This is a genomic window from Streptomyces sp. NRRL S-1813, from assembly GCF_000719605.1.
In the GTDB taxonomy this organism is placed as follows: Bacteria; Actinomycetota; Actinomycetes; order Streptomycetales; family Streptomycetaceae; genus Streptomyces; species Streptomyces decoyicus.
Window position 1 is genome coordinate 96891 of the sequence record NZ_JOHB01000027.1, and the last position, 26976, is coordinate 123866.

Sequence of the window (26976 nt, forward strand, 5' to 3'; positions counted from 1 at the left end):
GGTGGTGAGGTGTCCATACGCGACACATGGGAGCGTGCGGGATGGGCCACTGGTGGTACCGCAATATCGTCGAGCCGGGGAAGCTGCCGCTGCTGCTGGCCCTCGTCTCGTTCGTGCTGACGTTCCTCGTGACCCGGGCCATCACCCGGCTCATCCGCGCGGGCAAGGGTCCCTTCCGCAACATCACTCCCGGCGGCGTCCACGTCCACCACGTCGTGCCCGGAGTGATCCTGATGGTCGTCGGGGGCTTCATCGCCCTTGCGGGCGGCCGGCGCGGCTTCGGCGCGGGTGTCGCGGCGGTGCTCTTCGGCATGGGCGTCGGCCTCGTCCTGGACGAGTTCGCGCTGATCCTCCACCTCGACGACGTGTACTGGACCGAGGAGGGGACCAAGAGCGTCGAGATCGTCATCCTCACCTTCGCCCTGGTCGCCCTGATCCTGTGCGGCTTCCTGCCCTTCGGCGTCAATGAGATCGGCCCGGGGGAGGCGACCGACCGCTTCACGGTCGTGCGGACCGTGGCCGTCAACTTCCTCTTCGCGCTCGTCGCGCTCACCAAGGGCAAGGGCCGGATCGCGGTCATCGGGGTCTTCGTGCCGTTCGTCGCGCTCTTCGGCGCGATCCGGCTGGCCCGGCCGAACTCGCCCTGGGCCAGGCGCTTCTACCGCACACGCGCGAAGGCGCGGGCCCGTGCCCGGGTCCGCGCCTACCGTCACGACCGCCGCTGGTCGGCGCTGCGCCGCAAGGTCGAGCATGTCATCGGGGGTGCCCCCAGCCGCTGACGTGCCGGCCGTCGCGCGGCCGCCACACCTCCCCCAGCGCACACACCGCCAGCACCGCCAGCACCGCCGCGACATGCTCCTTGCCCGCCAGGTTGTTCTTGATGGACACCACCTCGACGACCATCGCCACGACGACGAGGGCACAGGTGAACCGCGCGCGATAACGCCAGCACACGAACACCGCCAGCCCCACGACGGCCGCCGACGGCCCGGTGTCGATGACGTACTTGTCCGAGTCGGGCAGCCCGACGGGGCTCACCGGGCCGATCCAGATGCCGATCCGGGCGTACATCGTCCCGGCGAGCGTGGCGACGTAGGCGACCACCAGCGTCTGCCGCCAGCCCACACAGATCTCCGCGATCCCGAAGACCACCAGGATCTGCGCCAGCGCCCCCCACACCGGAAGGTCCAGCGCCGGTACGAACAGCGACAGCGGGGTGCGCAGCAGCGCCACCCACAGATGCTCATAGGCCTGTACGGAGCCGATGTTCTGGACCGTCCGATAGCCCCAGGCCTGGTTCTGCACGAACTGGAACGCCAGGGTCAGACACACCGCGGTGAGCGTCAGCGGAATCGCCCGCAGCTTGTCCGTGACCAGCGAGGAGCGCACCGTCCGCAGGAGCGGGCCCCACTCGGCACGCGCGAAGCGACGCAGGGCGGGTGCCTCCCGCCGCCCCGGCGCGGATACCTCCCGCCGCCCCGGCGCAGGGCCCTCCCGCCGCCCCGCCCCAGCAGAGCTCATCTCACGTTCTCCAGGTGCTTGCGGTTCAGCCACTTGGGCAGACCCGGCGCTTCCAGAAAGCCTTCCGCACGGCCGGCGGCGATTCCGATCCGCAGCAAATCGGTGCTCTTTTCGAAGAGCATGTACCGCGGTTCCCAGATCGGCCGGTATTTCGCATTGGCGCGATAGAGCGATTCGATCTGCCACCACCTGGAGAAGAAGCTGAGCAGCGAGCGCCACAGGCGCAGCACCGGGCCCGCGCCGAGCCGCGATCCACGTTCGAAGACGGAACGGAACATCGCGAAGTTGAGCGAGAGCTGAGTGATCTCCACCTCTTTCGCCCGCTGGATCAGCTCCAGCACCATGAACTCCATCAGGCCGTTCTCGGAGTTCCGGTCCCGCCGCATCAGATCCAGCGAAAGGCCCTTCTCGCCCCAGGGAACGAAGCTGAGCAGCGCCCGCAGCTCGCCCTCCGCCCCGTCCGTGCCGCCGTCCCGGCATTCGAGCATCACGCAGCGCCCGTCACCCGGGTCGCCGAGCCGGCCCAGCGCCATCGAGAAGCCGCGCTCGGTCTCCCCGTCGCGCCAGTCATCGGCCAGCCGCAACAGGTGCGCCATCTCCGGTGCGGGGATGTCCTCGTGGCGCCGGATGGTGACCGTGTAGCCGGCCCGCTTGATGCGGTTGTAGGCCTGCCGCACGGTGCGCATCGCCCGGCCGTCGAGGGTGAACTCCGCGGTGTCCACGATCGCTTCGTCGCCGAGCTCCAGGGCGTCCAGGCCGTGCCGGGCGTAGATCGTGCCGCCCTCCTCGCCGGCGCCCATCACCGCAGGGGCCCAGCCGTGCTCCTGTGCCTCGGCCAGCCACACCTCGATCGCCCCGGGCCAGGCCTCGGGGTCGCCCAGCGGATCGCCGGAGGCCAGCGACACCCCGCCCACCACGCGATAGGTGACCGCCGCCTTGCCGCTGGGGGAGAAGAGCACGCTCTTGTCGCGGCGCAGCGCGAAGTAGCCCAGCGAATCGCGGTCGCCGTGCCGCGCGAGCAGGGCACGCAGCCGCTCCTCGTCGTCCTCGGTGATCGGGTCGGTGCTGCGCACGGACCGGAACGCCGCCCACAGGACCGCGACCAGCAGCAGCGTGCTGAGCACGTTGATCGCCACATTGACCCAGTTCGGGGTGGCGATCTCCGGGAACGCGCGGTCGTCGGCGGCCAGCGACACCAGCCGCATCAGGCCGTAGCGCCAGCGCTGCACGAACGTCGAGGCGCCGTCCCCGGCGGTGTTGGTGACGGTCACCAGCAGCGCCGCCAGCAGCGAGGCGATCAGCAGACCGCCCGCCGCGACCGTCGCCGCCAGCTTCGGGTTCGCGCGGTCGCCCTTCGCCGAGAACTCGCGGCGCCCGGCCACCAGCGCGGCGGCGAACAGCACGGTCAATACCAGCGACACCCAGTTCTGCACATGCCCGCGGAACTCCGGGGCCGCCACCATCCCGAATCCGAAGAGCAGCGCCAGCAGCCCGGACAGCACCAGATTCAAAATCCAGGATGCCCGCTTGCGCCGCCGCAGGGTCACCGACAGGAAGAGCGAGAAAGCGCCGGAGGCGAACCCCGCCGTCAGCAGATACGGAGTGAAGAATTCCGCGATGTTGTGCCTGCGGATGTCATTGCCGAACGACACCCATACCGCGCTCAGCAAATTGATGAAGGTGACCGTGCGCAGATACCAGATGCCGAAAGCGGCACCACGCTCCGACCACGTGCCGCGAGGGCGGTCTTCGTCCGGACTCAAGCGATGTCTCCCATAAAACGTGTAAAGCGTGATCTTATGGGGCGCCGCCGGTGGTCCGGTGCGGGCGTGAAGTGATGAGCGCCCGGGCCGGGCGCTCGTCCGGTAGCTGCGTACGACGGCCGGCCGGGCCGGCGCCGGGTCAGTCGCGTACGGGCAGTTCTGCCGCCAGGGCCGCGGCCGCCTGCACCAATGGCAGGGCCAGCAGCGCCCCCGTCCCCTCTCCAGCAGTGACGCCGTGGTCGAGCAGAGGGTTGAGTGCGATCCGGTCCAGCGCCTTGGCCTGCGCCGGCTCCCCGCTCGCCTGCCCGGCCACCCACCAGTCCGGCGCGCGGAACGCCACCCGCTGCGCCACCAGCGCACAGGCCGCCGAGACCACCCCGTCCAGGATCACCGGCGTACGGCGCACCGCACTCTGGAGCAGAAAGCCGGTCATGGCGGTCAGATCCGCGCCACCGATCGTGGCCAGCAGCTCCAGCTGGTCGCCGAGCACCGGACGGGCCCGCCGCAGCGCGTCGCGGATCGCCGCGCACTTGCGCATCCAGGCCAGATCGTCGATGGGGGCCCCGCCCCGCCCGGTGACCACCGAGGCATCCGTCCCGCACAGCGCGGCGATCAACGTGCTCGCCGCCGTCGTCCCGCCGACGCTCAGATCGCCCAGCACCACCAGGTCGGTCCCGGCGTCCGCCTCCTCGTCCGCGACGGCCATCCCGGCCCGGAACGCCGCCTCGGCCTCCTCGGCCGTCAGCGCGTCCTCGATGTCGATCCGTCCCGAACCGCGCCGCACCCGGTGCCGGGTGACGTCCTCCGGCAGCTCCTCCGGGTCGCAGTCCACGGACAGATCCACCACCCGCAGCTGCGCCCCGGCGCCACGGGCCAGCACCGCGGCCGGGCTCGCCCCGTCCAGCACGGCCCGTACGAGGTCCTTGGTGCCGCCGACCGGCCGGGCCGACACCCCCAGCTCCGCCACCCCGTGATCGCCCGCGAACAGCAGCACCCGCGGGCGCCCGACGGGCCGTACCGGCACCTGCTGCTGCGCGGCGGCCAGCCACTCGCCCAGCTCGTCGAGGCGGCCGAGCGCACCCGGCGGCACGGCCAGCCGTGCCCGCCGCTCCTCGGCGTCACGGCGCACACCGCCGTCGGGGCGCTCGATCAGGTGGGCGAAGTCATCGAGGTTCAGGGCGCTCATTGGGCGCAGATTACCGTCAACTCACGGCTGACGAGGCGCGCCGGGGGGAACCGGCCGGTGCGAAGCGCACCTCGCACACCAGCGGCGTCAGCGCGCCCAGCACCGGGATGCGGCGCACCGGCCACACGAGCCGGGCCGGCAGACCGCCCGGCGCCGTCCGCCGCGGCGAAGCCGGCGCCGGGCCGACTTCGCGGACCGCGACGATGCCCGGGTGCGCACCGGCCACCCGCGGCAGTTGGGCACGGTCCAGCCCCCAGCGCACCGGCGCCGGCCACCGGCCACCGGCCCACCGGGCCCGCACGGCCGCCCGCCGTGGTGGTGCGTCAAAGACCAGCGCACCACCGGGAAACCGCTCGGCACAGGCCGCCAGCAGCGCGCGCACCGCGGGCGGCGGCAGCCGCATCAGCACCCCCGGCGCCGTCACGATGACCCCGCGCTCCGGCTCCCGTACCGCGTCCAGCCAGCCGTGATCGGTCACCGCGCGGGCGACGGTACGCCGCCGGGCGCTGTCCGGCAGCAGTATCCGGCGCACCGCGGCGGTCTCCGGCGGCACCACCGTCAGCCAGTTCAGCAGCCCGTTGTCCAGCCGCCAGAAGGCGGTCCCGAGCCCCTCGCCGAGCGCGACCACCGTCGCCTCCGGACGCCGCTCCAGATAGGCGCGTACGGCCGCGTCGAAACGCCGCCCGCGCGCCCCCGGCTCCCGGGCGGGCCCGGCTTCCCACCCGGCCGGCGCTTCGGATTCGGTCCGCTCGGATTCGGTCACGGGTCAAGAGCACCCGGTGCCGCGCCGCCGGGCAAGCGGACACGGGCCCTGCAGGGCCTCCGTCATCCACGCAGCGCAGCGGACACGGGCCCCGCAGGGCCTCCGTCATCCACGCAGCACAAGCGCCTGGCCCGCGACGACCAGGAGCAGCTGCTCGCACTCCGCGCCGAACGCCGCGTTCAGCCGCCCCAGTTCGTCCCGGAACCGGCGGCCCGCTGCAGTCGCGGGGACGACGCCGGATCCGACCTCGTTGCTCACCGCCACCACGGTCCGGTGCGTCTGCCGCACCGCCGCCACCAGCGCATCGGTCCGCTCCCGCAGCGCCTGCCGGCCACCGGCCTCCCAGGTCGCGTCGTCCCAGGCCCCGACCTCGTCCATGACATGCGTCAGCCACAGCGCCAGACAGTCGATGAGCAGCGGCGATGTCTCGCCCGCCCGGTCGGCGCCGGGCCCCTCGGCCTCCGTGCCCGGCGCCTCGGCGTCCGCACCCGGCCTCCCGGCCTCCAGGAGCGGCACCAGACCGCAGGTCTCGACCGTGCGCCAGCTGCCGGGGCGCCGCTCACGGTGCAGCGAGACCCGCTGCGCCCAGTCCTGGTCGCCGTCCCGGGTCCCCCCGGTGGCCACGTACACCACGTCGGGAAAGGCCGCGAGCCGCCGCTCCGCCTCCACCGACTTCCCGCTGCGCGCCCCGCCCAGCACCAGGGTCCGCCGCGGCAGATCCGGTACGGCGTGGAACTCGCCGACCACCAGCGTGCTGCCGTCGGGCACCGCACGGGCCCCCGCCGCCGCCAGCCGGCGGTGCAGCTCGGGCCCCGGCGGCACGTCGTGGCCGATGTGCACCGCGACCACATCCGTCGCCGCGTCGACCGCCCCGCTCGCCCGCAGCTTGGCCAGCGCATCGGGCCGTTCCAGCACGTCGAGCAGCACCAGGTCGTAGGGGCCGGTGCCGCCCGTGCCCCCGCCGCCCGCCGTCCGCCCGTTCCCGTTGACCGGTCCGGCCGGGGCGGCGCCCGGGGGCAGATACAGCAGCCGCTCGCCCGCGGCGCCGGAGATCTCATAGCCGGTACCCGGGATGTCCACGGCGACGGCCCGCACCCGGTGTCCGTCGAGCAGCGCCAGCTCCCGCCCGTCCGCGACCCGGCCCGGCTGCGGCAGCCCGGCCGGCACCTCCATCACAGGACCGTCGTGCGGATGCGAGAGCAGCACCTGGCGGACGCCCGTCAGCGACTGCCCGGCGCGGGCGGCCGCGAAGGCCGGTCCGGGCGTCAGATCGATCATCAGCGCATCGTCGACGAGCAGCGCGGTCGCCGCCCGCGCCTCGTCGCCGACGGCGGTCGCGCAGGCGGCACACGTGCAGCCGGGCCGCGGCAGCCCCTGAGGGGCGCCGGTGCCGAGGAGAGTCACATCCACACCGCCGAGTTTCTCGCGTCCGCGTCCGGCGGGCGCGGCGGGGGCGGACTCGACACGGCCGTTAGGCTGCCGATCAGCACGGAAGCACGGCACGGCGGAGTGCGTCAGGACGCGCTCCGCGGTGGCACAGATTCGTACTCGGTGGGATCCAGGAGGCGCACATGGCGTGGACGTGGCGGTTCGAGAAGGCCGACGGTTCGGAGACGGCGCCGGCCGTGCAACCGGAGGAGTTCACCACCCAGGGCGACGCGGAGTCCTGGATCGGCGAGGAGTGGAAGGCCCTCCTCGAAGGCGGCGTCGACCAGGTGAGGCTCTTCGAGGACAGCACCGAAATCTACACGGGCCCCATGAGCCTGCACGCGGACGCGGAGGCCTGAGCCGGGGCTGACCGGCCCGGGTGCCGAGCCCTGACGACTGCTGGGCCGGGTCCGTACGGACCCGGCCCAGCAGTCAAGCACTTCATCCCGCCGCGACGGCGCGCAACCACGACGGCGAGGGTCCGGCGGCACGGGGGACGACCCCGGCACCACGCACGACTACGGCTTTTCGCCCCGCTTCACCTGCGGCTTCGGCAGCCGCAGCCGCCGCATCTGCAACGTGCGCATGACCGCGTACGGCTTCACGCCCTTGAGGTTCTCGTTCGGGAAGCGCTCCTGGAGCAGCTTGCCCAGGCGGACCCAGATCAGCGCCGAGTCGATCACGATCAGCACGATGATCACGAGCCACAGCAGCAGCGCGATGCTCTGGATCGACGGCACCCGGATCATGGTGAGCACCAGGATCACCACGGCCATCGGCAGGAAGAACTCGGCGACGGCCCAGCGGGAGTCGACGTAGTCGCGCGCGAACCGGCGTACCGGTCCCTTGTCGCGCACCGGCAGATACCGCTCGTCACCGCTGGCCATGGCCTCGCGCTGGCGGGCCATGTCGGCGCGGCGGGCCTCACGCTGGGCCTTCGTCGCGTCCTTGCGGTTGGTCGGCGTATGCGCACGGGAGCGGCGCTGCGACTGGGAATCGCTGCGTTTGGGCGTCGGGCGGCCCTTGGGGGCCTGCGGATCGCGGGGCTGCTGGGGCTGGTCCGCGGTCACCTTGGCGGTCGCGGCCTGCTCATCCTTCGAACGGCTTCGGAACACAAGGCCCAAGGGTACGTGCTCGCCGCGGCTGAACCATGGTCCGACGGGGCACGATCCGGCAACGGCACCCGCTTCACCCGCACCCGACCGGGCCGGAACCCCTGTCCTACCGGGACAGAGCAGACATCGTGCGGCTTTGTCCGGACTCTCCCTACTCCTTGCGCGGGAGACGACGCGCTCCCGATCGTCCTGGAGGAGGAGCGCATCCGGGCGCGAACAGTGCGGTAATGGAACCAGGGCCCGTACTGTGGGGTCTGTAGATGTGCTGGAGCCTAAGCCCGAGGTGACTCGGCCAGAAGGGGGCGCGCGAGGCCCATGAGCGATGGTGTCATGAAGCGGATGGGGATGATCTTCCGCGCGAAGGCCAACAAGGCCCTGGACCGGGCCGAAGACCCGCGCGAAACCCTCGACTACTCGTACCAGAAGCAGCTGGAGCTGCTTCAGAAGGTGCGCCGCGGAGTCGCCGACGTGGCGACCTCCCGCAAGCGCCTGGAGCTTCAGCTCAACCAGCTCCAGGGCCAGTCTTCCAAGCTGGAGGACCAGGGCCGCAAGGCGCTGGCGCTCGGCCGCGAGGACCTGGCCCGCGAGGCGCTGAGCCGGCGCAGCGCGCTGCAACAGCAGGTCACGGACCTGGAGACGCAGCATCAGACGCTCCAGGGCGAGGAGGAGAAGCTGACGCTGGCCGCGCAGCGGCTCCAGGCCAAGGTCGACGCCTTCCGTACGAAGAAGGAGACGATCAAGGCCACGTACACGGCCGCCCAGGCGCAGACCCGGATCGGCGAGGCCTTCTCCGGCATCTCCGAGGAGATGGGCGACGTCGGCATGGCCATTCAGCGTGCGGAGGACAAGACCGCACAGCTCCAGGCCAGGGCCGGTGCGCTCGACGAGCTGATGGCCTCCGGCGCGCTGGACGACCCGACCGGCATGGCCAAGGACGACATCACGGCCGAGCTGGACCGTCTCTCCGGCGGCAGCGATGTCGAACTGGAGCTACAGCGGATGAAGGCCGAGCTCGCGGGAGGCTCGTCCGGCCAGCAGGCCATCGAGGGCGGTCGGAACGGCGAGGGGCAGTCCGCCCCGCAGCAGGACCGGCCGCGTTTCGACAAGCAGTGACGGCCGGCGGCGGATAGCCTCGCAGGGATCGTCGGACCGGACCAAGGGAGACCGTCGTGATCGTACGGATCATGGGGGAGGGCCAGGTGAAGCTGGACGATGCCCACTTCGCCGAGCTCAACAAGCTGGACGATGAGCTGCTCGCCGAGATGGAGAGCAACGACGAAGCAGGCTTCCAGCGCACTCTCGGGGCCCTGCTGGACGAGGTGCGCCGGCTCGGCACGCCGCTTCCCGACGACGCCCTCGAACCCTCCGAACTCATCCTGCCGTCCCCGGACGCCTCGCTCGACGAGGTCCGGGAGATGCTCAGCGACGACGGCCTCATCCCGGGCTGAGTCCTGGGCCGCTCCCGGCCCGACCGCTCCACTCCAGCGCACAGCGCCCCGGCCCCTCGGTGGACCGGGGCGCTACCGTTTGCTCTTGTGAGTCTCCTCGACCCCCGCCCGGACGCACCCCGTGCCGGCCGCTTCCGGTGGCACCGGACGCATCCGCTCGCCTTCGACGCCGCCCTGGCCGTGGCCGTCTTCGCGTGCATCCTGTGCGGTGCGGTGGCCGACCCGCACGGTCCGCACGGCCCGCGGTTCGCCGGCCACCACCTGACCGCCACGACCGTGGTGCTCGCCGCGCTGGCCTGCGCCGCCCTGGTCCTGCGCCGCCGGCTGCCCCGTACGGTCCTGGCTGTCACCGGCTCGCTCACCATCGTCGAGCTGCTCGCCCGCTCCAGCGATCCGCGCGCCCCCGTGGCCGCCTCCGCCGTGATAGCGCTCTACAGCCTGGCCTCGCGCACCGACCGGCCCACGACCGGGCGGGTCGGCGCCCTGACCGTGGTCGTCCTGACCGCCGCGGCGATGCTCTACGGGCCCCGCCCCTGGTACGCGCAGGAGAACATCGCCATCTTCGCCTGGACGGGCATGGCCGCGGCCGCCGGCGACGCGGTCCGCAGCCGCCGCGCCTTCGTCAGCGCCATCCGGGAGCGCGCCGAACGTGCCGAGCGCACCCGTGAGGAGGAGGCCCGGCGCCGGGTCGCCGAGGAGCGCCTGCGGATCGCCCGTGAGCTGCACGATGTCGTCGCCCATCACATCGCCCTGGTCAACGTCCAGGCGGGCGTCGCCTCGCACGTCATGGACAACCGCCCCGACCAGGCCAAGCAGGCGCTGGCGCACGTCCGTGAGGCGTCCCGCTCGGCGCTGGAGGAACTCCGCGCCACCGTCGGCCTGTTGCGGCAGTCCGACGACCCCAGGGCGCCGACCGAGCCGGCTCCGGGTCTCGGCGTCCTCGACCAGCTCGTCGACGGGTTCGTCCGGGCCGGCATCCCGGTCGATCTGGAGGTCCCGCACTCGCCCCGGCCGCTGCCCGCCTCCGTCGACCTCACCGCCTACCGCGTGGTCCAGGAGGCGCTGACCAATGTCCACAAGCACGCCGGTGAGGGGGCCCGCGCCACGGTGCGGATCGTCCACGCCGACACCGCGCTGACCGTGACCGTCCTGGACGACGGCGCGGGCCGGGCCGGCGTCCCGCGGCAGAAGGGCGGCGACCGGCCGCCCGTGGTGCCCGGCGGGCCCGGTGAGCCGGAGGACAGCGGCGGCGGCCACGGCCTGATCGGGATGCGCGAGCGGGTCTTCGCCCTGCGCGGCACGGTCGTGACAGGACCGCGGGCGGCCGGCGGCTTCCAGGTCCGGGTCACCCTTCCGCTTCAGGCCGTCCGTACGGGGGAGTCGGTATGACGATCAAGGTGCTGCTCGCCGATGACCAGGCGCTGCTGCGCAGCGCGTTCCGGGTGCTGGTCGACTCCGAGCCGGACATGCGGGTGGTGGGGGAGGCCTCCGACGGCGCCCAGGCGTACGAGCTGACCCGGGCCCAGCGCCCCGACGTCGTCCTGATGGACATCCGGATGCCCGGGGTGGACGGCCTGGCGGCCACCCGCATGATCAGCGAGGACCCGGAGCTCATCGACGTCCGGGTGGTCATCCTGACCACCTTCGAGGTCGACGACTACGTGGTGCAGTCGCTGCGGGCCGGTGCCAGCGGATTCCTCGGCAAGGGCGCCGAACCGGACGAGATGCTGAACGCGATCCGGATCGCGGCGGCCGGGGAGGCGCTGCTCTCGCCGGTCGCGACCAAGGGCCTGATCGCGAAGTTCCTCGCGCAGGGCGGCAGTTCCGGGGACGGCGGGCCCGGCGGCCGGGGTGCCGAACGGCTGGCGACGCTGACCGGCCGCGAGCGCGAGGTGCTGACCCTGGTGGCCGGCGGGCTGTCCAACGACGAGATCGGCGAGCAGCTCGCGGTCAGCCCGCTCACGGTCAAGACGCATGTCAACCGCGCGATGGCCAAGCTGGGCGCCCGGGACCGCTCCCAGCTGGTGGTCATCGCCTACGAGTCGGGACTCGTACGCCCACGGGTGCAGTGAGGGTGGAGCCTCCCGTACTCCCAACGCGGTACGGGCACCGGCCGGAAACCGACCTGCGAGCGAGGAAAACCGGCCAGGGCATGGCGGAAGGTGTAAGTGGGCCCGTGAAAGGCCCCGCCGTCCGTTTCAGAACAGAAGAGAGACCCCACCCATGTCCTGGCTGTCCCGACTCAGCCTCGTACAACGGGGCCTGATAGCGCTGATGTCGATCGTGGCGATCGCCTTCGGCGCCATCGCGATCCCACAGCTCAAGCAGCAGCTCCTGCCGTCCATTGAACTCCCGATGGTGTCCGTGCTGGCGCCGTACCAGGGCGCCTCGCCCGATGTCGTCGAGAAGCAGGTGATCGAGCCGCTCGAGGACGGTGTCCAGGCGGTCGACGGCATCAAGAGCGTCACCTCGACGTCGAGCGAGGGCTCGGGCGTCATCATGGCGCAGTTCGACTACGGCAACGACTCCGATCGCCTGGTCGCCGACGTCCAGCAGGCCGTGAACCGCGCCCGCGCGAAGCTGCCCAAGGACGTCGACCCGCAGGTGGTGGCCGGCTCGACGGACGACATCCCCACCGTCGTCCTCGCCGTCTCCTCCCGGGACAAGGACCAGCAGACGCTCGCCGACCAGCTCAAGCGCAGCGTCGTCCCGGACCTGAAGAACATCGACGGCGTCAGCCAGGTCACGGTGGACGGCGTCCAGGACCGGATCGTCGCGGTCACCCCCGACGAGAAGAAGCTCGCCGCCGCCGGACTGAACTCCCAGGCGCTCGGCCAGGCGCTGGAGGCCGGCGGGACGTCCGTGCCCGCCGGTTCGTTCGCCGAGGGCGGGCAGAGCAAGACCGTCCAGGTCGGCGCGGGCTTCACGTCCGTCAAGCAGCTCAGGGACCTGACGATCGCGCCGTCCCCGGCAGCCGGTGACGCCGCCGCGGGCGCCGGCCGGCCGGCCGAGCCGGTCCGCCTCGGCGACGTCGCCACCGTCAAGGAGCAGTCGGCCACCCCGACCTCGATCACCCGCACCGACGGCAGGCCCAGCCTCGCCGTCATGGTGACGATGGACCAGGACGGCAGCGCGGTCGCGATATCCGACGCGGTCAAGGACAAGCTCACCAAGATCCGTCAGGACCTGGGCAAGGGCACCGAGGTCACGGTCGCCTCCGACCAGGGCCCGGCGGTCTCCAAGTCGATCGAGTCGCTGACCACCGAGGGCCTGCTCGGCCTCGCCATGGCGGTCATCGTCATCCTCGTCTTCCTGCTCAGCCTGCGCTCGACGCTGGTCACCGCCGTCTCCATCCCGCTCTCGGTCGTCATCACGCTGATCGTGCTGTGGACCGGGGACCTCTCCCTGAACATGCTCACCCTCGGCGCGCTGACCATCGCGATCGGCCGCGTCGTCGACGACTCGATCGTCGTCCTGGAGAACATCAAGCGGCACCTGGGCTACGGCGAGGAGCGCCGCGAGGCCATCCTCTCCGCCGTCAAGGAGGTCTCCGGAGCGATCACCTCCTCCACCCTCACCACGGTCGCGGTCTTCCTGCCGATCGGCGTGGTCGGCGGCATGGTCGGTGCGCTCTTCGGCTCCTTCTCGCTGACGGTGACCGTCGCCCTGCTCTCCTCCCTGATCGTCTCCCTGACGGTCGTACCGGTCCTCTCGTTCTGGTTCCTGCGCGCCCCGGAGATCCCCGAGGGCACGACCCAGGACGACCTGCGCCGCGAGGCCGAGGAGAAGGAGGCCAAGAGCCCGCTACAGCGCCTCTACGTCCCCGTCCTGCGGTTCGCGACCCGCCGCCGGATCACCAGCCTGGTCATCGCCGTCGTCATCCTCATCGGCACCTTCGGCATGGGCCCGCTCCTGAAGACCAATGTCTTCGACCAGGGCGACCAGGACACCCTCACCGTCAAGCAGGAGCTGGAGCCGGGCACCAGCCTGGACGCGGCCGACAAGCAGGCCAAGAAGGTCGAGAAGCTGCTCGCGGCCAACGACGACATCGCCGACTACCAGGTCACCGTCGGCTCCTCCGGCTTCATGGCGGCCTTCGGCGGCGGCACCGGCGCCAACCAGGCCTCCTACCAGCTCAAGCTGAAGGACGCCGCGGACTCCGGCAAGGTCACCGACGACCTGCGGGCCGCTCTCGGCAAGCTCGGCCCGTCCATCGGCGACACCACCGTCACCGCGGGCGGCGGCTTCGGCAACCAGGACCTGAGCGTGGTCGTCAAGGCCGCCGACGGCGACGTCCTGAAGAAGGCCAGTGAGCAGGTCCGCAAGACCGTCGCCGGTCTCGACGACGTCACCGACGTCCAGAGCGACCTCGCCCAGAGCGTGCCGCGGATCTCCGTGAAGCCCAACGAGAAGGCGGCCGCGGCCGGTTACAACCAGACCACCCTCGGCGGTGCGGTCACCCAGGCGGTCCGCGGCACCACCAGCGGCAAGGCCGTCCTGGACGACACCGAGCGCGACATCGTGATCAAGTCGGCCCACCCGGCCACCACCGTGGCCGAGTTGAAGAAGCTGGCCATCCCGACCCCGGCAGGACCGGCCGAGCTCGGCACGCTCGCCACCGTGCGGACCGTCCCCGGCCCGGTCCAGATGACCCGGATCGACGGGGCCCGTTCGGCGACCATCACCGCCAAGCCGACCGGCGACAACACCGGCGCGGTCAGCGCCACGCTCCAGAGCAAGATCAACGAGCTGAAGCTGCCCGACGGTGCCACCGCGGAGATCGGCGGTGTCTCCCAGGACCAGACCGACGCGTTCTCCTCGCTCGGCCTGGCGATGCTGGCGGCCATCGCCATCGTCTTCATGCTCCTGGTCGGCACCTTCCGCTCGCTGATCCAGCCGCTGATCCTCCTCGTCTCGATCCCCTTCGCGGCGACCGGTGCGATCGGCCTGCTGGTCGCCACCGGTACCCCGCTGGGCGTCCCGGCGATGATCGGCATGCTGATGCTGATCGGCATCGTGGTCACCAACGCCATCGTGCTGATCGACCTGATCAACCAGTACAGGGCGCAGGGCTACGGCGTCGTGGAGGCGGTCATCGAGGGCGGCCGCCACCGCCTCCGCCCGATCCTCATGACCGCCCTGGCCACGATCATGGCGCTGCTCCCGATGGCACTGTCCATCACGGGCGACGGCGGCTTCATCTCCCAGCCGCTCGCCGTGGTCGTGATCGGCGGTCTGATCACCTCCACCCTGCTCACCCTCCTCCTCGTCCCGACGCTCTACGCGATGATCGAGCTCCGCAAGGAGCGCCGGGCGAAGAAGAAGGCCGCCAAGAAGGCCGGTCCGCAGGCCGAGGAGACCGACCGCGCCCCGGAGCCGGCGGGCGTCTGACGCCGACGACGGAACAGCGCAGAAAACGAAGAGATAGCGCAGCAACGAAGAGGGCGCGCAGAAACGATGCCCCCGCAGGCCGGTGCTTGCGGGGGCATCGTGCTGGGCATGCCCGTGGCGGGGTGCGACCGCCCCACCACCGACGAAGGGGGATATCCATGGGAAAGCACGGTGACGGCAAAGGCGGCGAGACGGGCGACAAGCAGCAGAGCCCGAAGGAGTCCGACGGCCGGTGGACCAAGCCGGTGATCCAGCCGCCGAAGAAGTAGGGGAGGCCGCCATGTCCTCGCCGAGCCGGCTGGTGGAAATCCTGCGCAACAAGGGTGCGTTGGCGCCGGAATGGGCCCCGGCCGTCGCCGCGGTCGACCGCGCGCACTTCGTCCCGGACACCTTCGAGGTGGCCGACCGCACGGTCTCCCGCTCCGCGGACGAGGCGGAGTGGCGCCGGATGGTCTATGCCGACCTGCCGCTCATCACCCAGCACAACGACGGCCGGCGCGCGGCGGGCGAGGTCGCCGTTCCCACCTGCTCGACGTCCATGCCCTCCCTCATGCTGGCGATGGCCGCGGTCGTCCGGGACGGCGACGCCGTACTGGAGATCGGCACCGGCACCGGCTATCACGCCGCCTGGCTCGCGCACCGGCTCGGCGAGGACCGTACGACCACGATCGAGACCGACAAGGCGCTCCACGACATCGCCAGGGACAACCTGGCGCGGGCGGGCCTGCATCCGCACATGGAGTGCGGCGACGGCCTGGCGGGCGTCCCCGGGCGGGCCCGCTTCGACCGCACCATCGCCACGTGCACGGTCCGCGACATCCCGTACGCCTGGGTGGAGCAGACCGCCCCGGGCGGCACGATCCTCACCCCGTGGGGCTCGTCGTTCCACTCCTACTCGTTCGCCACCCTGACCGTCCGCGACGGGCGGGCCACCGGCCGCTTCTCCGGCCGCCCGGCCTTCATGTGGGCCCGTCAGCAGCGCCGCTCCTACGGCCGCATCAGGGACTGGTACCACGGCGAGGAGGGCGAGCCCGGTACGACCACGCTCGACCCCCGGGTGCTGGAGGAGGACCTGCACGCCCGCTTCGCCGTGGGCCTGCGGGTGCGGGACGCCTGGCCGCTGCTGTGCCCCGCCGACGACGGGAGCGACGAAGCCACGTACTGGCTCTTCGACGACGCCCGCAGCTCCTGGGCCACCGTCGAGTACGTTCCCGGCCGCGCGGCGTACGAGACCGAACAGCACGGCCCGCGTCGCCTGTGGGACGAGGTGGAGTGCGCCTACCGGGCCTGGACCGCCGAAGGCAGCCCCGCCAGGGACCGCTATCGGATCACGGTCACCGAAGACGGGCAGATCGTGTCACTGTGACCGGCCCGTCCCGGCGGCAGGCCGGGACGGACCGAACTGCGCAATCAGTTCCGGGCCTTGAGTGAGCTGACGAACACCGTCCAAGCCGCCGCCGGGATGAGGAGCGCGGGGCCGTGGGGGTTCTTGCTGTCACGTACGGGGACGAGGCCGGGGAAGTCGTCGGCGACCTCCACGCATTCGCCGCCATTGGAGTTGCTGTAGCTGCTCTTGCGCCAGCGGGCGGTGCTCAGGTCAACCGGGGCGTGTCGCATGGCCGGTGGTCCTCCCTTGTGTTGGCCGAACGCCGCTGCTAGCTCGGGCCCTTGAGGGATTCCACGAAGGTGCTCCAGGCCGCGTCGGGGATGAGCAGCGCGGGGCCGTGGGGGTTCTTGCTGTCACGTACGGGGACGAGGCCGGGGAAGTCGTCGGCGACCTCGACGCAGCTCCCGCCGTTGGTGTTGCTATAGCTGCTCTTGCGCCAGCGAGCCGCGCTCAACTCGGTTGTGTGTCGCATGGCTTGTAGTCCTCCATCGCCGTCCGGATCAGGTCCGCTGACTCCGCCAGTGAGAGGGCATTCGCACGCAGCACCTCGTACCGGCGCCGCCATTTCTTCACGGCTTCCGGACCTTCGTGGAGATGCGCGGTCTCGATGCCCTCTTCGTAGGCCACGGTGGAGCCGTCGGGCAGCGTCAGCAGATTCAGGGCGCCGCCCATCAGCGGGTACGGACCCGCGCTGAACGGCATGACCTGCACCTTACTGTCGGGAGTATCCACCTGTTCGAGTAGCCGAGCCAGTTGTTTGTGCATACAGTCCCTGCCGCCCGCATGCCGCCGGAGCACAGCCTCGTCGATGATCACCCATCGGTACGGCCGGGAGTCCGCGTGCAGGCGATCCTGACGGGACATCCTGGCGTTGACGCGCTCTTCGACCTGTTCCTTGGTCAAGTCCTCCTGGCAGCCCAGAGAGTCCCGGGCGTACTCCTTGGTCTGCAACAACCCAGGGAAAGCCTGCGGCTCATATACCTCGATCACCTCGGCGCGCGCCTCGAAGTCCATGAACCGCCGGTACTGATCCGGATGCGCCTCCCTCTTCGCCAGCTGGTACAGGCCGTGGAAGTACTCCTCCGTGCCGAATGCCGCGTCGAGCGCGGCGGGTAGTTCCGGCGGTGGCATCAGCTCCGCCGGCTCGACGCGCGCCAGAGTGCTCTTGCTGAAGTTGACGATGTCCGCCAGCTGCACCAGCGACAGCTTGGCGCCCTCGCGGTAGCGGCGCTGTTCGGAGCCGAAGTAGTGGCGGGCGGACAGGTAGGGCGTCAGTTCCTTCGACGTGAACTTCATGTGCGTCAGCTCTCGGTCGTCCCAGCTCAACAGGGGGACGGAACACCCGCGTTGAGGCCATGCCCCACAGGGTGGCGATGGCGATACACACGGTAATGAGGATGGCCGAAGCGAAGGAAGTGAGTCAGATGTTCGAGGGTTCGCCGCCCCGGCTGCTGCCGTGGACCAGGCCGGACGGCGCTCCGTGCTACCTGAGCACGGACGATCCCGACAGCCACCTCTCCGTGCTGGCCGACACGGTCGAGGCCGAGCTGCTCGCGGCCGCCGAGGCCTTGCTGGACGAAGCCGAGGCGCCGTCCGCCGTGCCGGACACCGGCCCCCGGGAGCGGTGCCGCACGGCCGCACTCCGCAACGCACTGCGGGACGTGTTACGGATCGCGGTCAGCCGGGGCGACCGGCTGCCGGAGCCGTGCGACCACGGGGAGACGAGGCTGTGCGAGGGCCGGACCTGCTGCCGCGCCTGCCGTCGGCAGATCTATCTGTGACGCGCCGGCCTGCCCCGGGCCGCGGACCGTGGGGCGCACGCATTCGGCGGTGCACCTCTCGCCGATCACCGGGAGCGATGGTTACGTGGCCTGTGGTGCTGAACCGACGAAAGGTGAGCGAGCGTGCCGTCCTCCCTGGTCCGCAAGGCCGCCCCCGTAACCGCCGCCGGGCTCGCCTGTGCGCTGGCCTTCGCGGCCGCTCCGCCCGCCGCGGCCGGACCTGCCGCCGCCCTGCCCACCGTCGGCGTCAGGGTCGGCGTCACGGGCGGGGCCTACACCGGCAGCGTGGGAATCGTCCGGACATCCGCCCGCACCGTCTTCGGCGGCTACTACTGTGCGGCCAACGGCACCGACCCCACACCGCTCACCGCCCTGGTCGACGCCCAGGAGCAATACGGCCTCGGCGGGGTGCGGGCGTACTGGGACGCCGCCAAGAAGGACTTCGTCGTCACCGACATCCATGGTGATGTCGCGGACAGCAAGAAGAAGTGGAACGCGTACGTGAACGAGAAGAAGATCACGACGGGGCCCTGCGGGACCGCGATCAAGGACACCGACAAGGTCCGCTGGACCCTGGAGGCCTGACCGGCCGCCGCACCCGCTCCGGGGCGGGCGGGGCGGCCGTCAACGCGTCGCGCCGCCGGCCGCCACGGCCCGCGGGGCTTACGGCAGCGCCAGCATCCGCTCCAGTGCCAGCTTCGCGAAGCTCTCGGTCTCCTTGTCGACCTCGATGCGGTTGACGACCTTGCCGGCGGCGAGGGACTCCAGCGTCCACACGAGGTGGGGGAGGTCGATGCGGTTCATCGTCGAGCAGAAGCAGACCGTCTTGTCGAGGAAGACGATCTCCTTGTCCTCCGCGGCGAAGCGGTTGGCCAGCCGGCGGACCAGGTTCAGTTCGGTGCCGATTGCCCACTTCGAGCCGCGCGGAGCGGCCTCCAGCGCCTTGATGATGTACTCCGTCGAGCCGACGTAGTCCGCCGCCGCCACGACCTCGTGCTTGCACTCGGGGTGGACGAGGACATTGACGTCCGGAATGCGCTTCCGCACATCCTCCACCGACTCCAGCGAGAAGCGGCCGTGCACCGAGCAGTGACCGCGCCACAGGATCATCTTGGCGGCCCGCAACTGCTCGGCGGTCAGGCCGCCGTTCGGCTTGTGCGGGTTGTAGACCACGCAGTCGTCCAGGGACAGGCCCATGTCGCGGACGGCGGTGTTGCGGCCCAGGTGCTGGTCGGGCAGGAAGAGCACCTTCTCCCCCTGCTCGAAGGCCCAGTCCAGCGCGCGCTTGGCGTTGGAGGACGTACAGATCGTGCCGCCGTGCTTGCCGGTGAAGGCCTTGATGTCGGCGGAGGAGTTCATGTACGAGACCGGCACGACCTGCTCGGCTATGCCGGCGTCGGTGAGGACGTCCCAGCACTCGGCGACCTGCTCGGCGGTGGCCATATCGGCCATCGAGCAGCCCGCGGCCAGGTCGGGGAGGATGACCTGCTGGTCGTCGCCGGTGAGGATGTCCGCGGACTCCGCCATGAAGTGCACACCGCAGAAGACGATGTACTCGGCGTCCGGCCGGGCGGCGGCGTCCCGCGCGAGCTTGAAGGAGTCGCCGGTCACATCGGCGAACTCGATGACCTCGTCGCGCTGGTAGTGGTGCCCGAGGACGAAGACCTTGTCCCCGAGCTTCGCCTTGGCTGCGCGGGCCCGCTCGACGAGGTCGGGGTCCGACGGCGCCGGCAGATCGCCGGGGCACTCCACACCGCGCTCGCTCTTCGGGTCGGCCTCACGGCCGAGGAGCAGCAGGGCCAGCGGGGTCGGCTGGACGTCCAGGGGCTGGGCGGTGGTCACAACACGCACCCTCTCTTCTTCGATGAGCGCGGCGGGGCCGCAGCAGGGGAGCCGGCTTGCACCGGGAGCCTTTTCGTCTATTTGACGCTATCTATCATAGCTGCTTCACGTCACTTTGACGACGGCCATTGTGTCGATGTGACGCATCCGTACCGCCGTGTGCGGTCGGCCACGTGTTCCCGGCCGCCGGTGTGCGAGCATGAGGAGAGAACGATGCGAGAGGCTGCCACCGGCGGCGTCCGAAAAGGCCTCTCGACGAATTGCGCCCAGCCGGAATTAATCCGGGACGTCCCCGGTTGCAGCTGGTTGCAACCGATGACAAGCGGTCCGTACAACCCGGGAGAGATCTAGATGAGCGTTCAGGACGAGACCACCGTCAGCGACGGCATCATCCTGTCCGACGCGGCCGCGTCGAAGGTCAAGGGCCTTCTGGAGCAGGAAGGCCGGGACGACCTCGCGCTGCGGGTGGCCGTTCAGCCCGGCGGCTGCTCCGGACTGCGCTACCAGCTCTTCTTCGACGAGCGTTCGCTCGACGGCGATGTCGTCAAGGACTTCGACGGCGTCAAGGTCGTCACCGACCGGATGAGCGCCCCCTACCTGGGCGGTGCCTCCATCGACTTCGTGGACACCATCGAGAAGCAGGGCTTCACGATCGACAACCCGAACGCCTCCGGCTCCTGCGCCTGCGGCGACTCCTTCAGCTAAGGAGCACGGGCAGTACGTACGAAAGGCGGCGCCCCCCGAGTGGGGGAGCGCCGCCTTTCGCTTTCCCGTTTCCCAGCGGCCCGCCGTAGTGGTCTCCACCGTGGCGGGCCGCAGCGTCCGCTCACCGCTTCGGCACGGACTCACCGCTCGACACATCGACCACCTTCCGGCCGTCCAGCGGCTTCTGGAGCGTCACGGTCTTGGTGAACTCCTTGGCGATCTTCACGCAGACCTGGCCCGGCTTCTTGTCCTTGCCGACGACCTTGGTCTTCACGGTCGTGCCGGACTCCTCGGCGCTCACCGAGTAGACGCTGCACACCCCGCCCCAGAAGTGCACCGTCAGCTTCTTGCCGCCGTCGCTCACGGCGTACGACTCCAGGGACATCGCCCCGGGCTTCCCGGACGGCTTCTGCGAGGGCTTCTGCGGGCTCTGCGACGTGCCGCCGCCGTCCCGGTGGGCCAGGTACTTCGGGTTCACCGCGGGGTGCGCGACCGTCGAGGCGGCGTCCGGGCCGCTCCCGGCGCCCGGCTGGCGCACCGTGTAGAGCCACGACGGCACCAGCGCCTGGCTGCCGTCCACGTACTGCACCGAGAGCCCGAAGACCGCACCGGTCACCTCGGTCGGCTGCTGCCCCTTCGTCGGCGCCGGCTCGCACGGCGCGATCCCGTCGCCCTTGCCGCTCTTGCCGTCCTTACGGGCGGGCGTCGAGGGGCAGCCGGCCGGCGTGCGGCCGTCGCCCGAATTCAGCCGGTCCAGCGTCTTGCCGGCGCTCAGCACCGGATAGTCCGCACCCTTGACCGGGTTCGCCAACTGTCCGCTACCGCCCACCACTTGACCGTCCGAGCCGACCTGTATGTCGCTCTGCCAGCCGTACGTCGGCAGCCCGCCGAGCACCGGATTCGCGCTGACGATGCGCACCGCACCGGACAGCCCGCCCGCGTCGAGCTTGGCGTTCTCCTGGCCGAGCGCCTTCAGCACCGGCCGCACCGCCTGCTCGGCCTTCTTCGGCGAGACCGCGCCCTTGCCGCTGCTGTCGTCCTCGGTTGTGATGTCCCCGCCGCCGCGGTACGACGGACAGCCGGGCCGGCCCGACGGCGCGGCGCCGTCGCCCTTGTCCTGGCCTGTCCCGCCCTTCGGGGAAGCGGGCAGCGCACAGTTCGTGCCGCCCGGGGTGCCGTACTGCGAGTACGTCCAGGCGCCCGAGCCGGACTTCTTCACCTCCAGGACGGGGCTACGGGCGTCCCGCGTCAGCCCGCCGACCTTCCAGGACGCGCCCTCCGAGCGGACCTTTCCGGACACATCCAGTGCCTTCGCCAGTCGTTCCACCGACTCGCGGCTGATCTCGCCCTTGGGGCGGTACACCGGCGCGGACGCCGGGCCGCCGGGAAGTTTCTTCACCGCGCGGTACTTCGCACCCTGGGGATTGGGCTCACCGGCGGCGATCGAGCCGCCGCCGGAGTATCCGTCGAGTGCCAGCGGCGGCGGGTCGCCCGCGGCCGCGGAGCCCGCGTCGCTGGACGCGGACGAAGCCCAGTACGCCGCGCCGCCCCCGGCGAGAAGTACCGCCGCGGCCATCGAGGCGACCACCACTGGGGTGCGCCGCCTGCGCTCCTGGGGGTTCGGGGTGTCGGTGGTGTCCTCGGTGTTCACCGCATCGCTCCTTCGCTCCGCTGAACATCTGACGTGCCATCCTCCGTGAGGGGACGTCGATGGGACGGAGCGGGGGCCTATACGGTTCCGGCCGGCCGGCCGGTCAGTCGCCGTACTCGGACATTCCGTCCACGAGTGCGGCCGAAGCGGAGGGGACCTCGACGCCGTGCAGATCGGCGGCACGCCCCGGCGGCGGCGCGGAGCGGCGTCCGCCCTGCCAGCGACCGGCTATCCGTGCACAGTCGCCGCGCAGCTCGTCGAGCGATTCGGGGTCCGGCGCGGAGGGCGATGTGCCCTTGCGCGGTGTGACGGCTTTCACAGGCTTGGTCATAGGGGCACCGTACGCAGCCATGTACCGAGGAGAAAGACCTACTATTGGGTAGTTTCAGCCATTCCAAGTGTCCGGGATGACCGGGTGGCGCGCGACCCCGGCGGGTAGCGTTGCTACACGTCCGCCCGCCCCTACGCCTTCCGCAGGAGCAGACCCGTCGTGCGTATCGCAGTCACCGGCTCCATCGCCACCGACCACCTGATGACCTTCCCCGGCCGTTTCGCCGATCAGTTGGTCGCCGACCAACTGCATACGGTCTCCCTCTCGTTCCTGGTGGACCAGCTCGACGTCCGCCGCGGCGGTGTCGCCGCCAACATCTGCTTCGGCATGGGCCAGCTCGGCACCGCGCCGATCCTGGTCGGTGCCGCCGGCAACGACTTCGAGGAGTACCGCGCCTGGCTGGACCGCCACGGCGTCGACACCCGCTCCGTACGCATCTCCGAGGTTCTGCACACCGCGCGCTTCGTGTGCACCACCGACGCCGACCACAACCAGATCGGCTCCTTCTACACCGGCGCCATGAGCGAGGCCCGGCTGATCGAGCTCCAGCACGTCTCCGCGCGGGTCGGCGGTCTGGACCTCGTACTGATCGGCGCGGACGACCCCGAGGCGATGATCCGGCACACCGAGGAGTGCCGCAGCCGCAACATCCCCTTCGGCGCCGACTTCTCCCAGCAGATCGCCCGGATGGACGGCGAAGCCATCCGCACCCTCCTGGAGGACGCGGCCTACCTCTTCTCCAACGAGTACGAGAAGGGCCTGATCGAGTCCAAGACCGGCTGGACCGCCGACGAGATCCTCGCCAAGGTCGGCACCCGCGTCACCACCCTCGGCGCCAACGGCGTCCGCATCGAGCGGGTCGGCGAGCCGGCCATCGAGGTCGGCGTCCCGGAGGAGAACGCCAAGGCCGACCCGACCGGCGTCGGCGACGCCTTCCGCGCCGGCTTCCTGTCCGGCCTGGCCTGGGGCGTCGGCCTGGAGCGTGCCGCGCAGGTCGGCTGCATGCTGGCGACGCTGGTCATCGAGACCGTCGGCACCCAGGAGTACGAGCTGCACCGCAGCCACTTCATGGACCGCTTCACCAAGGCCTACGGCCACGAGGCCGCGGCCGAGGTCCAGCAGCACCTGGCCTGACCGGCCCTTCAGGCGCGGCGCCGCACGACATATGCGGCGCCGCGTCCGGCCGCCCGCTCGCCCACGTACTCCTGGCCGCGCATGCTGCACCAGGCCGGGATGTCCTGCCGGGCCGCCTCGTCGTCGGAGAGCACCGTCACGGTCCCGCCCACCGGCACCTCGCCGATCACCTTCGCCAGCTCGATGACCGGGATCGGGCAGCGCTTGCCGAGCGAGTCGACGACCAGGCCGCCGGACCCGTCCCCGGATCCGGCGGGTCCGGCGGCGGGCTCCGCGGCCTCCGGAGGCGCCGGCGCCCGGGTGGCGTGCCCCGTCCCGCCGGCCGTCGCCCGCGCGGCCCCGGCCTCCGCCGCCGAGACACCCAGCCGCTCCCGCACCGAGTGCACCACCTGTGGCAGCACCTCCAGGAAGCGCTCCACCTCCGCCTCGGCCGTGCCGTACGGCAGCGAGACCCGCACATTCCCCTCGGACAGCACACCCATCGCGCGCAGCACATGGCTCGGCGTCAGGGTGCTGGACGTGCACGACGATCCGGACGACACCGAGAAGCCCGCCCGGTCGAGCTCGTGCAGCAGCGCCTCCCCGTCGACATAGAGACAGGAGAAGGTGACGAGATGGGGGAGGCGGTGCACCGGGTCGCCGACCACCTCCACGTCCGGGACCAGCTGCGGCACCCGCTCCCGGATCCGGTCCACCAGCCGCCGCAGCCGCGCCGCTTCGTCCCCGGTCTCCGCTCCTGCCCGCAGCGCGCGCAGGGACGCCGCGGCGGCCACCACCGCCGGGATGTTCTCGAACCCCGCACTACGACCCGACTCCCGCTCGTCCTGCGGCCCCTGAGGCGCGAACCGGGTCCCCTTGCGGACCGCGAGCAGCCCCACGCCGGGCGGGCCGCCCCATTTGTGGGCGCTCGCCGCCAGCAGCGACCAGGCGCCGGGCACCGGCCCCCACGGCAGCGACTGCGCGGCATCCACCAGGAGGGGGACGCCCGCCTCCCGGCAGAGCGCGGCCACCTCTTCGACCGGCTGTTCGGTTCCCACCTCGTGGTTGGCGGACTGGAGGCAGACCAGGGCGGTGTCCGGGCCGAGCGCGGCGCCGACCTCGCCGGCCGCCACCCGGCCCGTACGGTCCACCGCCAGCTCCCCCCGGGTGCCGCCGGCCGCCTCGTGGACCGCGGCGGCATGCAGGACGGCGGAGTGCTCGACGGCGGAGTGCAGCAGCCGGCGGCCGACACGCCGACGGGCCGCCAGCGCGCCGGAAACTCCCGCATGTACGGCCTGCGTCCCCGAAGGAGTGAAAACCAATTCGTCCGGGCGGCAGCCCACGGCCTCGGCCGCCGCCTCCCGCGCGGCGTCCAGCAGCAGCCGGGCGCGCCGTCCCTCCCGGTAGAGGCGGGCCGGGTCGGCCCAGCCTTCGTCGAGCGAGGCGAGCAGGGCCTCACGGGCGACGGGGTGCAGCGGGGCGGCGGACGCCGCGTCGAAATAGGACATGTACGAGACGTTAGCCCCCGGTCCGACGCGGCGAGGCGTTCTCATTGCGGTGCGGTGGCACGGGGCTCCGGGGCGCCGGTGCCCGGTCGGACGGGTCGCCGGGCGCGGCCCCGCGGACCGCGCGGGAGCACTCCAGGGCACGGCGTCAGATGCCTGGTGGAAGCGGGTATTCGGGGGTTCGGGGAGCGTCTTCCGCAGGCCTCGGCCACCCCTTAGGGGTGCGTCGCGGCGCGTTGGGCACCCTCCCCGCGCGACCCCAAATAGCGTCCAGTAGGGTTTGGTCCGCATAAACATCCAAACCCCTGCCCGTGCCAGGGCCGGCGACCGACCAGCGAGACGGCCGCAGCCGGTCTCGCGGGCGAGACTCTCGGGAAGGCGCTACGTGAGTCCCAACGGCTCCGACCGCTCGTCGCGGCGCCCGATGCGGCGGAAGCTGCCGCAGGTGCTTGCTGCGGGCCTGGTCCTGGCGACCGCTACTGGTTGCACATATAAGGACTTCCCCCGCCTCGGCATGCCAACGCCCGTCACCGACGAGGCGCCGCGGATCCTCTCTCTTTGGCAGGGCTCCTGGGCCGCCGCCCTCGCAACGGGCGTGCTGGTCTGGGGCCTGATCATCTGGAGTGTGATCTTCCACCGCCGCAGCAGGACCAAGGTGGAGGTCCCCGCGCAGACGCGGTACAACATGCCGATCGAGGCGTTGTACACGATCGTCCCGTTCATCATCATCGCGGTGCTTTTCTATTTCACCGCGCGTGATGAGAGCGCAATTCTCAAGACTTCCAAGAAGCCGGACCACATCGTCAACGTGGTGGGCTTCCAGTGGAGCTGGGCGTTCAACTACCTGGAGGACGTGGACGGCGACAAGGCGTCGTCGAACATCAACTCCAAGGCACTGGACGCGATCCCGGACAAGTGGAAGAAGGGCGCTCCGGCCGGTGCCGACGGCGTCTACGACGTGGGCACCCCCGGCGAGCGCAACCCGCAGACCGGTAACCCGGGCCCGACGCTGTGGCTGCCCAAGGGCGAGACGGTTCAGTTCGTGCTGACCTCGCGTGACGTCATCCACTCCTTCTGGGTGGTGCCCTTCCTGATGAAGCAGGACGTCATCCCGGGCCACACCAACGTCTTCGAGGTGACCCCCAACAAGGAGGGCACCTTCATGGGCAAGTGCGCCGAGCTCTGTGGTGTCGACCACTCCCGGATGCTCTTCAACGTCAAGGTCGTCTCCCCTGAGCGGTACCGGGAGCACCTGAAGGACCTGGCGAAGAAGGGCCAGACCGGATACCTGCCGTCGGGCATCGAGCAGACGGATCACGCCAGGAATGCGGAGACCAAGAACCAGTGAGCATCCTCAACGAACCTCAGGGTGCCGCCGCCGATACGGCTCCGGCAGCACCGCCCGTACGCAAGAAGCAACCCGGCATCGCCGCGGTGAAGTGGCTGACGACCACTGACCACAAGACCATCGGCACGATGTACCTGGTCACGTCGTTCGCGTTCTTCTGCGTCGGCGGACTGATGGCGCTGCTCATGCGCGCCGAGCTCGCCCGTCCCGGCACGCAGATGATGTCGAACGAGCAGTTCAACCAGGCGTTCACGATGCACGGCACGATCATGCTGCTGATGTTCGCGACGCCGCTGTTCGCCGGTTTCGCAAACTGGATCATGCCGCTTCAGATCGGCGCGCCCGACGTGGCGTTCCCGCGGCTGAACATGTTCGCCTACTGGCTGTACCTCTTCGGCTCGCTGATCGCGGTGGCCGGCTTCCTCACCCCGCAGGGTGCGGCGGACTTCGGCTGGTTCGCGTACTCGCCGCTCTCGGACGCGGTGCGTTCGCCGGGCGTCGGTGCCGATATGTGGATCATGGGTCTGGCCTTCTCGGGCTTCGGCACGATCCTCGGCTCGGTCAACTTCATCACGACGATCATCTGCATGCGGGCGCCCGGCATGACGATGTTCCGGATGCCGATCTTCACCTGGAACGTGCTGCTGACCGGTGTGCTGGTTCTGCTGGCCTTCCCGGTGCTGGCGGCGGCGCTGTTC

Annotated in this window: 27 protein-coding genes; 14 read left to right on the forward strand and 13 right to left on the reverse strand. The window is 71.0% G+C overall.

Features of this window, described 5'->3' with window-relative positions; all coding sequences use genetic code 11:
- Positions 1 to 41 precede the first annotated feature (41 nt).
- Positions 42 to 779 carry a hypothetical protein gene (locus IF67_RS0129525; RefSeq protein WP_030990809.1) on the forward strand — a complete coding sequence of 246 codons (738 nt, stop codon included), beginning with the start codon at positions 42 to 44 and terminating at the stop codon, positions 777 to 779.
- Here IF67_RS0129525 and IF67_RS43940 read toward each other — a convergent pair.
- From IF67_RS43940 to IF67_RS0129550, 5 genes are all read right to left on the reverse strand, one after another.
- Positions 754 to 1521 (reverse strand): hypothetical protein, encoded by a 768-nt coding sequence (locus tag IF67_RS43940; protein ID WP_030990811.1) that lies wholly within the window; start codon positions 1519 to 1521, stop codon positions 754 to 756. The two genes, IF67_RS0129525 and IF67_RS43940, sit on opposite strands and share 26 nt — an antisense overlap.
- Complete coding sequence (locus tag IF67_RS0129535) at positions 1518 to 3284, reverse strand: phosphatidylglycerol lysyltransferase domain-containing protein (protein WP_030990813.1); 1767 nt, start codon at positions 3282 to 3284, stop codon at positions 1518 to 1520. Before IF67_RS0129535 ends, IF67_RS43940 begins: the two co-directional genes overlap by 4 nt.
- A 139-nt stretch (positions 3285 to 3423) precedes the next feature.
- Positions 3424 to 4470: a nicotinate-nucleotide--dimethylbenzimidazole phosphoribosyltransferase gene (gene cobT, locus IF67_RS0129540; RefSeq protein WP_030990816.1), complete on the reverse strand. Its 1047-nt coding sequence runs from the start codon at positions 4468 to 4470 to the stop codon at positions 3424 to 3426.
- A gap of 16 nt (positions 4471 to 4486) precedes the next feature.
- The gene (locus tag IF67_RS0129545; protein WP_030990817.1) at positions 4487 to 5233 is read right to left on the reverse strand and encodes a class I SAM-dependent methyltransferase; all 747 of its coding nucleotides are present in this window, start codon (positions 5231 to 5233) and stop codon (positions 4487 to 4489) included.
- Between the two features lie 105 nt (positions 5234 to 5338).
- Positions 5339 to 6643, reverse strand: coding sequence for a bifunctional adenosylcobinamide kinase/adenosylcobinamide-phosphate guanylyltransferase (locus IF67_RS0129550; protein ID WP_030990819.1), 1305 nt, complete (start codon positions 6641 to 6643; stop codon positions 5339 to 5341).
- Positions 6644 to 6804: 161 nt separating this feature from the next.
- On the opposite strand from IF67_RS0129550, the gene IF67_RS0129555 reads away from it, so the two are divergent.
- Positions 6805 to 7020 carry a hypothetical protein gene (locus IF67_RS0129555; RefSeq protein ID WP_030990821.1) on the forward strand — a complete coding sequence of 72 codons (216 nt, stop codon included), beginning with the start codon at positions 6805 to 6807 and terminating at the stop codon, positions 7018 to 7020.
- Positions 7021 to 7179: 159 nt separating this feature from the next.
- On the opposite strand, the gene IF67_RS0129560 is transcribed toward IF67_RS0129555, so the two are convergent.
- Positions 7180 to 7776, reverse strand: coding sequence for a DUF3043 domain-containing protein (locus IF67_RS0129560; RefSeq protein WP_030990823.1), 597 nt, complete (start codon positions 7774 to 7776; stop codon positions 7180 to 7182).
- A gap of 315 nt (positions 7777 to 8091) precedes the next feature.
- Here IF67_RS0129560 and IF67_RS0129565 point away from each other — a divergent pair, with 315 nt between their 5' ends.
- The 6 genes from IF67_RS0129565 (at position 8092) to IF67_RS0129595 (ending at position 15981) form a co-directional block, all read left to right on the forward strand.
- Positions 8092 to 8889, forward strand: a complete 798-nt coding sequence (locus IF67_RS0129565; protein ID WP_078889702.1) for a PspA/IM30 family protein — start codon at positions 8092 to 8094, stop codon at positions 8887 to 8889.
- Positions 8890 to 8945: 56 nt separating this feature from the next.
- The gene (gene pspAA, locus IF67_RS0129570) at positions 8946 to 9224 is read left to right on the forward strand and encodes a PspA-associated protein PspAA (protein ID WP_030990826.1); all 279 of its coding nucleotides are present in this window, start codon (positions 8946 to 8948) and stop codon (positions 9222 to 9224) included.
- An 87-nt stretch (positions 9225 to 9311) separates the two neighbouring features.
- Complete coding sequence (locus IF67_RS0129575) at positions 9312 to 10613, forward strand: sensor histidine kinase (RefSeq protein ID WP_030990829.1); 1302 nt, start codon at positions 9312 to 9314, stop codon at positions 10611 to 10613.
- A complete protein-coding gene (locus IF67_RS0129580; RefSeq protein WP_030990831.1) occupies positions 10610 to 11296 on the forward strand; it encodes a response regulator in 687 nt (228 codons plus the stop codon). The genes IF67_RS0129575 and IF67_RS0129580 overlap by 4 nt, the downstream gene beginning before the upstream one ends.
- Positions 11297 to 11447: 151 nt before the next feature.
- Complete coding sequence (locus tag IF67_RS0129585; RefSeq protein WP_030990832.1) at positions 11448 to 14615, forward strand: efflux RND transporter permease subunit; 3168 nt, start codon at positions 11448 to 11450, stop codon at positions 14613 to 14615.
- 280 nt (positions 14616 to 14895) lie between these two features.
- On the forward strand, positions 14896 to 15981 hold the full coding sequence (locus IF67_RS0129595) for a methyltransferase domain-containing protein (RefSeq protein ID WP_030990833.1): 1086 nt from the start codon (positions 14896 to 14898) through the stop codon (positions 15979 to 15981).
- A 44-nt stretch (positions 15982 to 16025) separates the two neighbouring features.
- Here the strand turns inward: IF67_RS0129595 and IF67_RS0129600 are convergent, their stop codons facing one another.
- Genes IF67_RS0129600 through IF67_RS0129610 form a run of 3 tightly spaced genes read right to left on the reverse strand, consistent with a single transcriptional unit; the run spans position 16026 to position 17298 of the window.
- Positions 16026 to 16232, reverse strand: coding sequence for a DUF397 domain-containing protein (locus tag IF67_RS0129600; RefSeq protein WP_030990834.1), 207 nt, complete (start codon positions 16230 to 16232; stop codon positions 16026 to 16028).
- A 38-nt stretch (positions 16233 to 16270) separates the two neighbouring features.
- A complete protein-coding gene (locus IF67_RS0129605; protein ID WP_030990835.1) occupies positions 16271 to 16474 on the reverse strand; it encodes a DUF397 domain-containing protein in 204 nt (67 codons plus the stop codon).
- The gene (locus IF67_RS0129610) at positions 16453 to 17298 is read right to left on the reverse strand and encodes a helix-turn-helix domain-containing protein (protein WP_030990836.1); all 846 of its coding nucleotides are present in this window, start codon (positions 17296 to 17298) and stop codon (positions 16453 to 16455) included. The genes IF67_RS0129605 and IF67_RS0129610 overlap by 22 nt, the downstream gene beginning before the upstream one ends.
- Positions 17299 to 17399: 101 nt before the next feature.
- Here IF67_RS0129610 and IF67_RS0129615 point away from each other — a divergent pair, with 101 nt between their 5' ends.
- Together IF67_RS0129615 and IF67_RS0129620 are read left to right on the forward strand one after the other, a co-directional pair.
- Positions 17400 to 17783, forward strand: coding sequence for a hypothetical protein (locus IF67_RS0129615; RefSeq protein WP_234341412.1), 384 nt, complete (start codon positions 17400 to 17402; stop codon positions 17781 to 17783).
- A 123-nt stretch (positions 17784 to 17906) separates the two neighbouring features.
- Positions 17907 to 18368, forward strand: coding sequence for a hypothetical protein (locus IF67_RS0129620; RefSeq protein WP_030990839.1), 462 nt, complete (start codon positions 17907 to 17909; stop codon positions 18366 to 18368).
- A gap of 78 nt (positions 18369 to 18446) precedes the next feature.
- Here IF67_RS0129620 and nadA read toward each other — a convergent pair whose 3' ends face one another.
- Entirely contained in the window at positions 18447 to 19634 is a 1188-nt protein-coding gene (gene nadA / locus IF67_RS0129625) for a quinolinate synthase NadA (RefSeq protein WP_030990841.1), read from the reverse strand.
- Positions 19635 to 19976: 342 nt separating this feature from the next.
- Between nadA and IF67_RS0129630 the strand changes: the two genes are divergently transcribed.
- The gene (locus IF67_RS0129630) at positions 19977 to 20330 is read left to right on the forward strand and encodes a HesB/IscA family protein (protein WP_030990843.1); all 354 of its coding nucleotides are present in this window, start codon (positions 19977 to 19979) and stop codon (positions 20328 to 20330) included.
- A gap of 121 nt (positions 20331 to 20451) precedes the next feature.
- Here the strand turns inward: IF67_RS0129630 and IF67_RS0129635 are convergent, their stop codons facing one another.
- Both IF67_RS0129635 and IF67_RS0129640 read right to left on the reverse strand, forming a co-directional pair.
- A complete protein-coding gene (locus IF67_RS0129635) occupies positions 20452 to 21981 on the reverse strand; it encodes a hypothetical protein (protein ID WP_030990844.1) in 1530 nt (509 codons plus the stop codon).
- Between the two features lie 103 nt (positions 21982 to 22084).
- The gene (locus IF67_RS0129640) at positions 22085 to 22312 is read right to left on the reverse strand and encodes a hypothetical protein (protein ID WP_030990845.1); all 228 of its coding nucleotides are present in this window, start codon (positions 22310 to 22312) and stop codon (positions 22085 to 22087) included.
- A gap of 159 nt (positions 22313 to 22471) precedes the next feature.
- On the opposite strand from IF67_RS0129640, the gene IF67_RS0129645 reads away from it, so the two are divergent.
- Positions 22472 to 23446: a carbohydrate kinase family protein gene (locus IF67_RS0129645; RefSeq protein WP_030990847.1), complete on the forward strand. Its 975-nt coding sequence runs from the start codon at positions 22472 to 22474 to the stop codon at positions 23444 to 23446.
- Between the two features lie 8 nt (positions 23447 to 23454).
- Here the strand turns inward: IF67_RS0129645 and IF67_RS0129650 are convergent, their stop codons facing one another.
- A complete protein-coding gene (locus IF67_RS0129650) occupies positions 23455 to 24933 on the reverse strand; it encodes a cysteine desulfurase/sulfurtransferase TusA family protein (RefSeq protein ID WP_030990850.1) in 1479 nt (492 codons plus the stop codon).
- Positions 24934 to 25315: 382 nt separating this feature from the next.
- Here IF67_RS0129650 and coxB point away from each other — a divergent pair, with 382 nt between their 5' ends.
- Positions 25316 to 26278 carry a cytochrome c oxidase subunit II gene (gene coxB, locus IF67_RS0129655; protein WP_030990852.1) on the forward strand — a complete coding sequence of 321 codons (963 nt, stop codon included), beginning with the start codon at positions 25316 to 25318 and terminating at the stop codon, positions 26276 to 26278.
- Positions 26275 to 26976, forward strand: a 702-nt coding sequence (locus tag IF67_RS0129660; RefSeq protein ID WP_030990854.1) for a cytochrome c oxidase subunit I, incomplete at its 3' end; no start/stop codon positions are given. The genes coxB and IF67_RS0129660, both read left to right, overlap by 4 nt.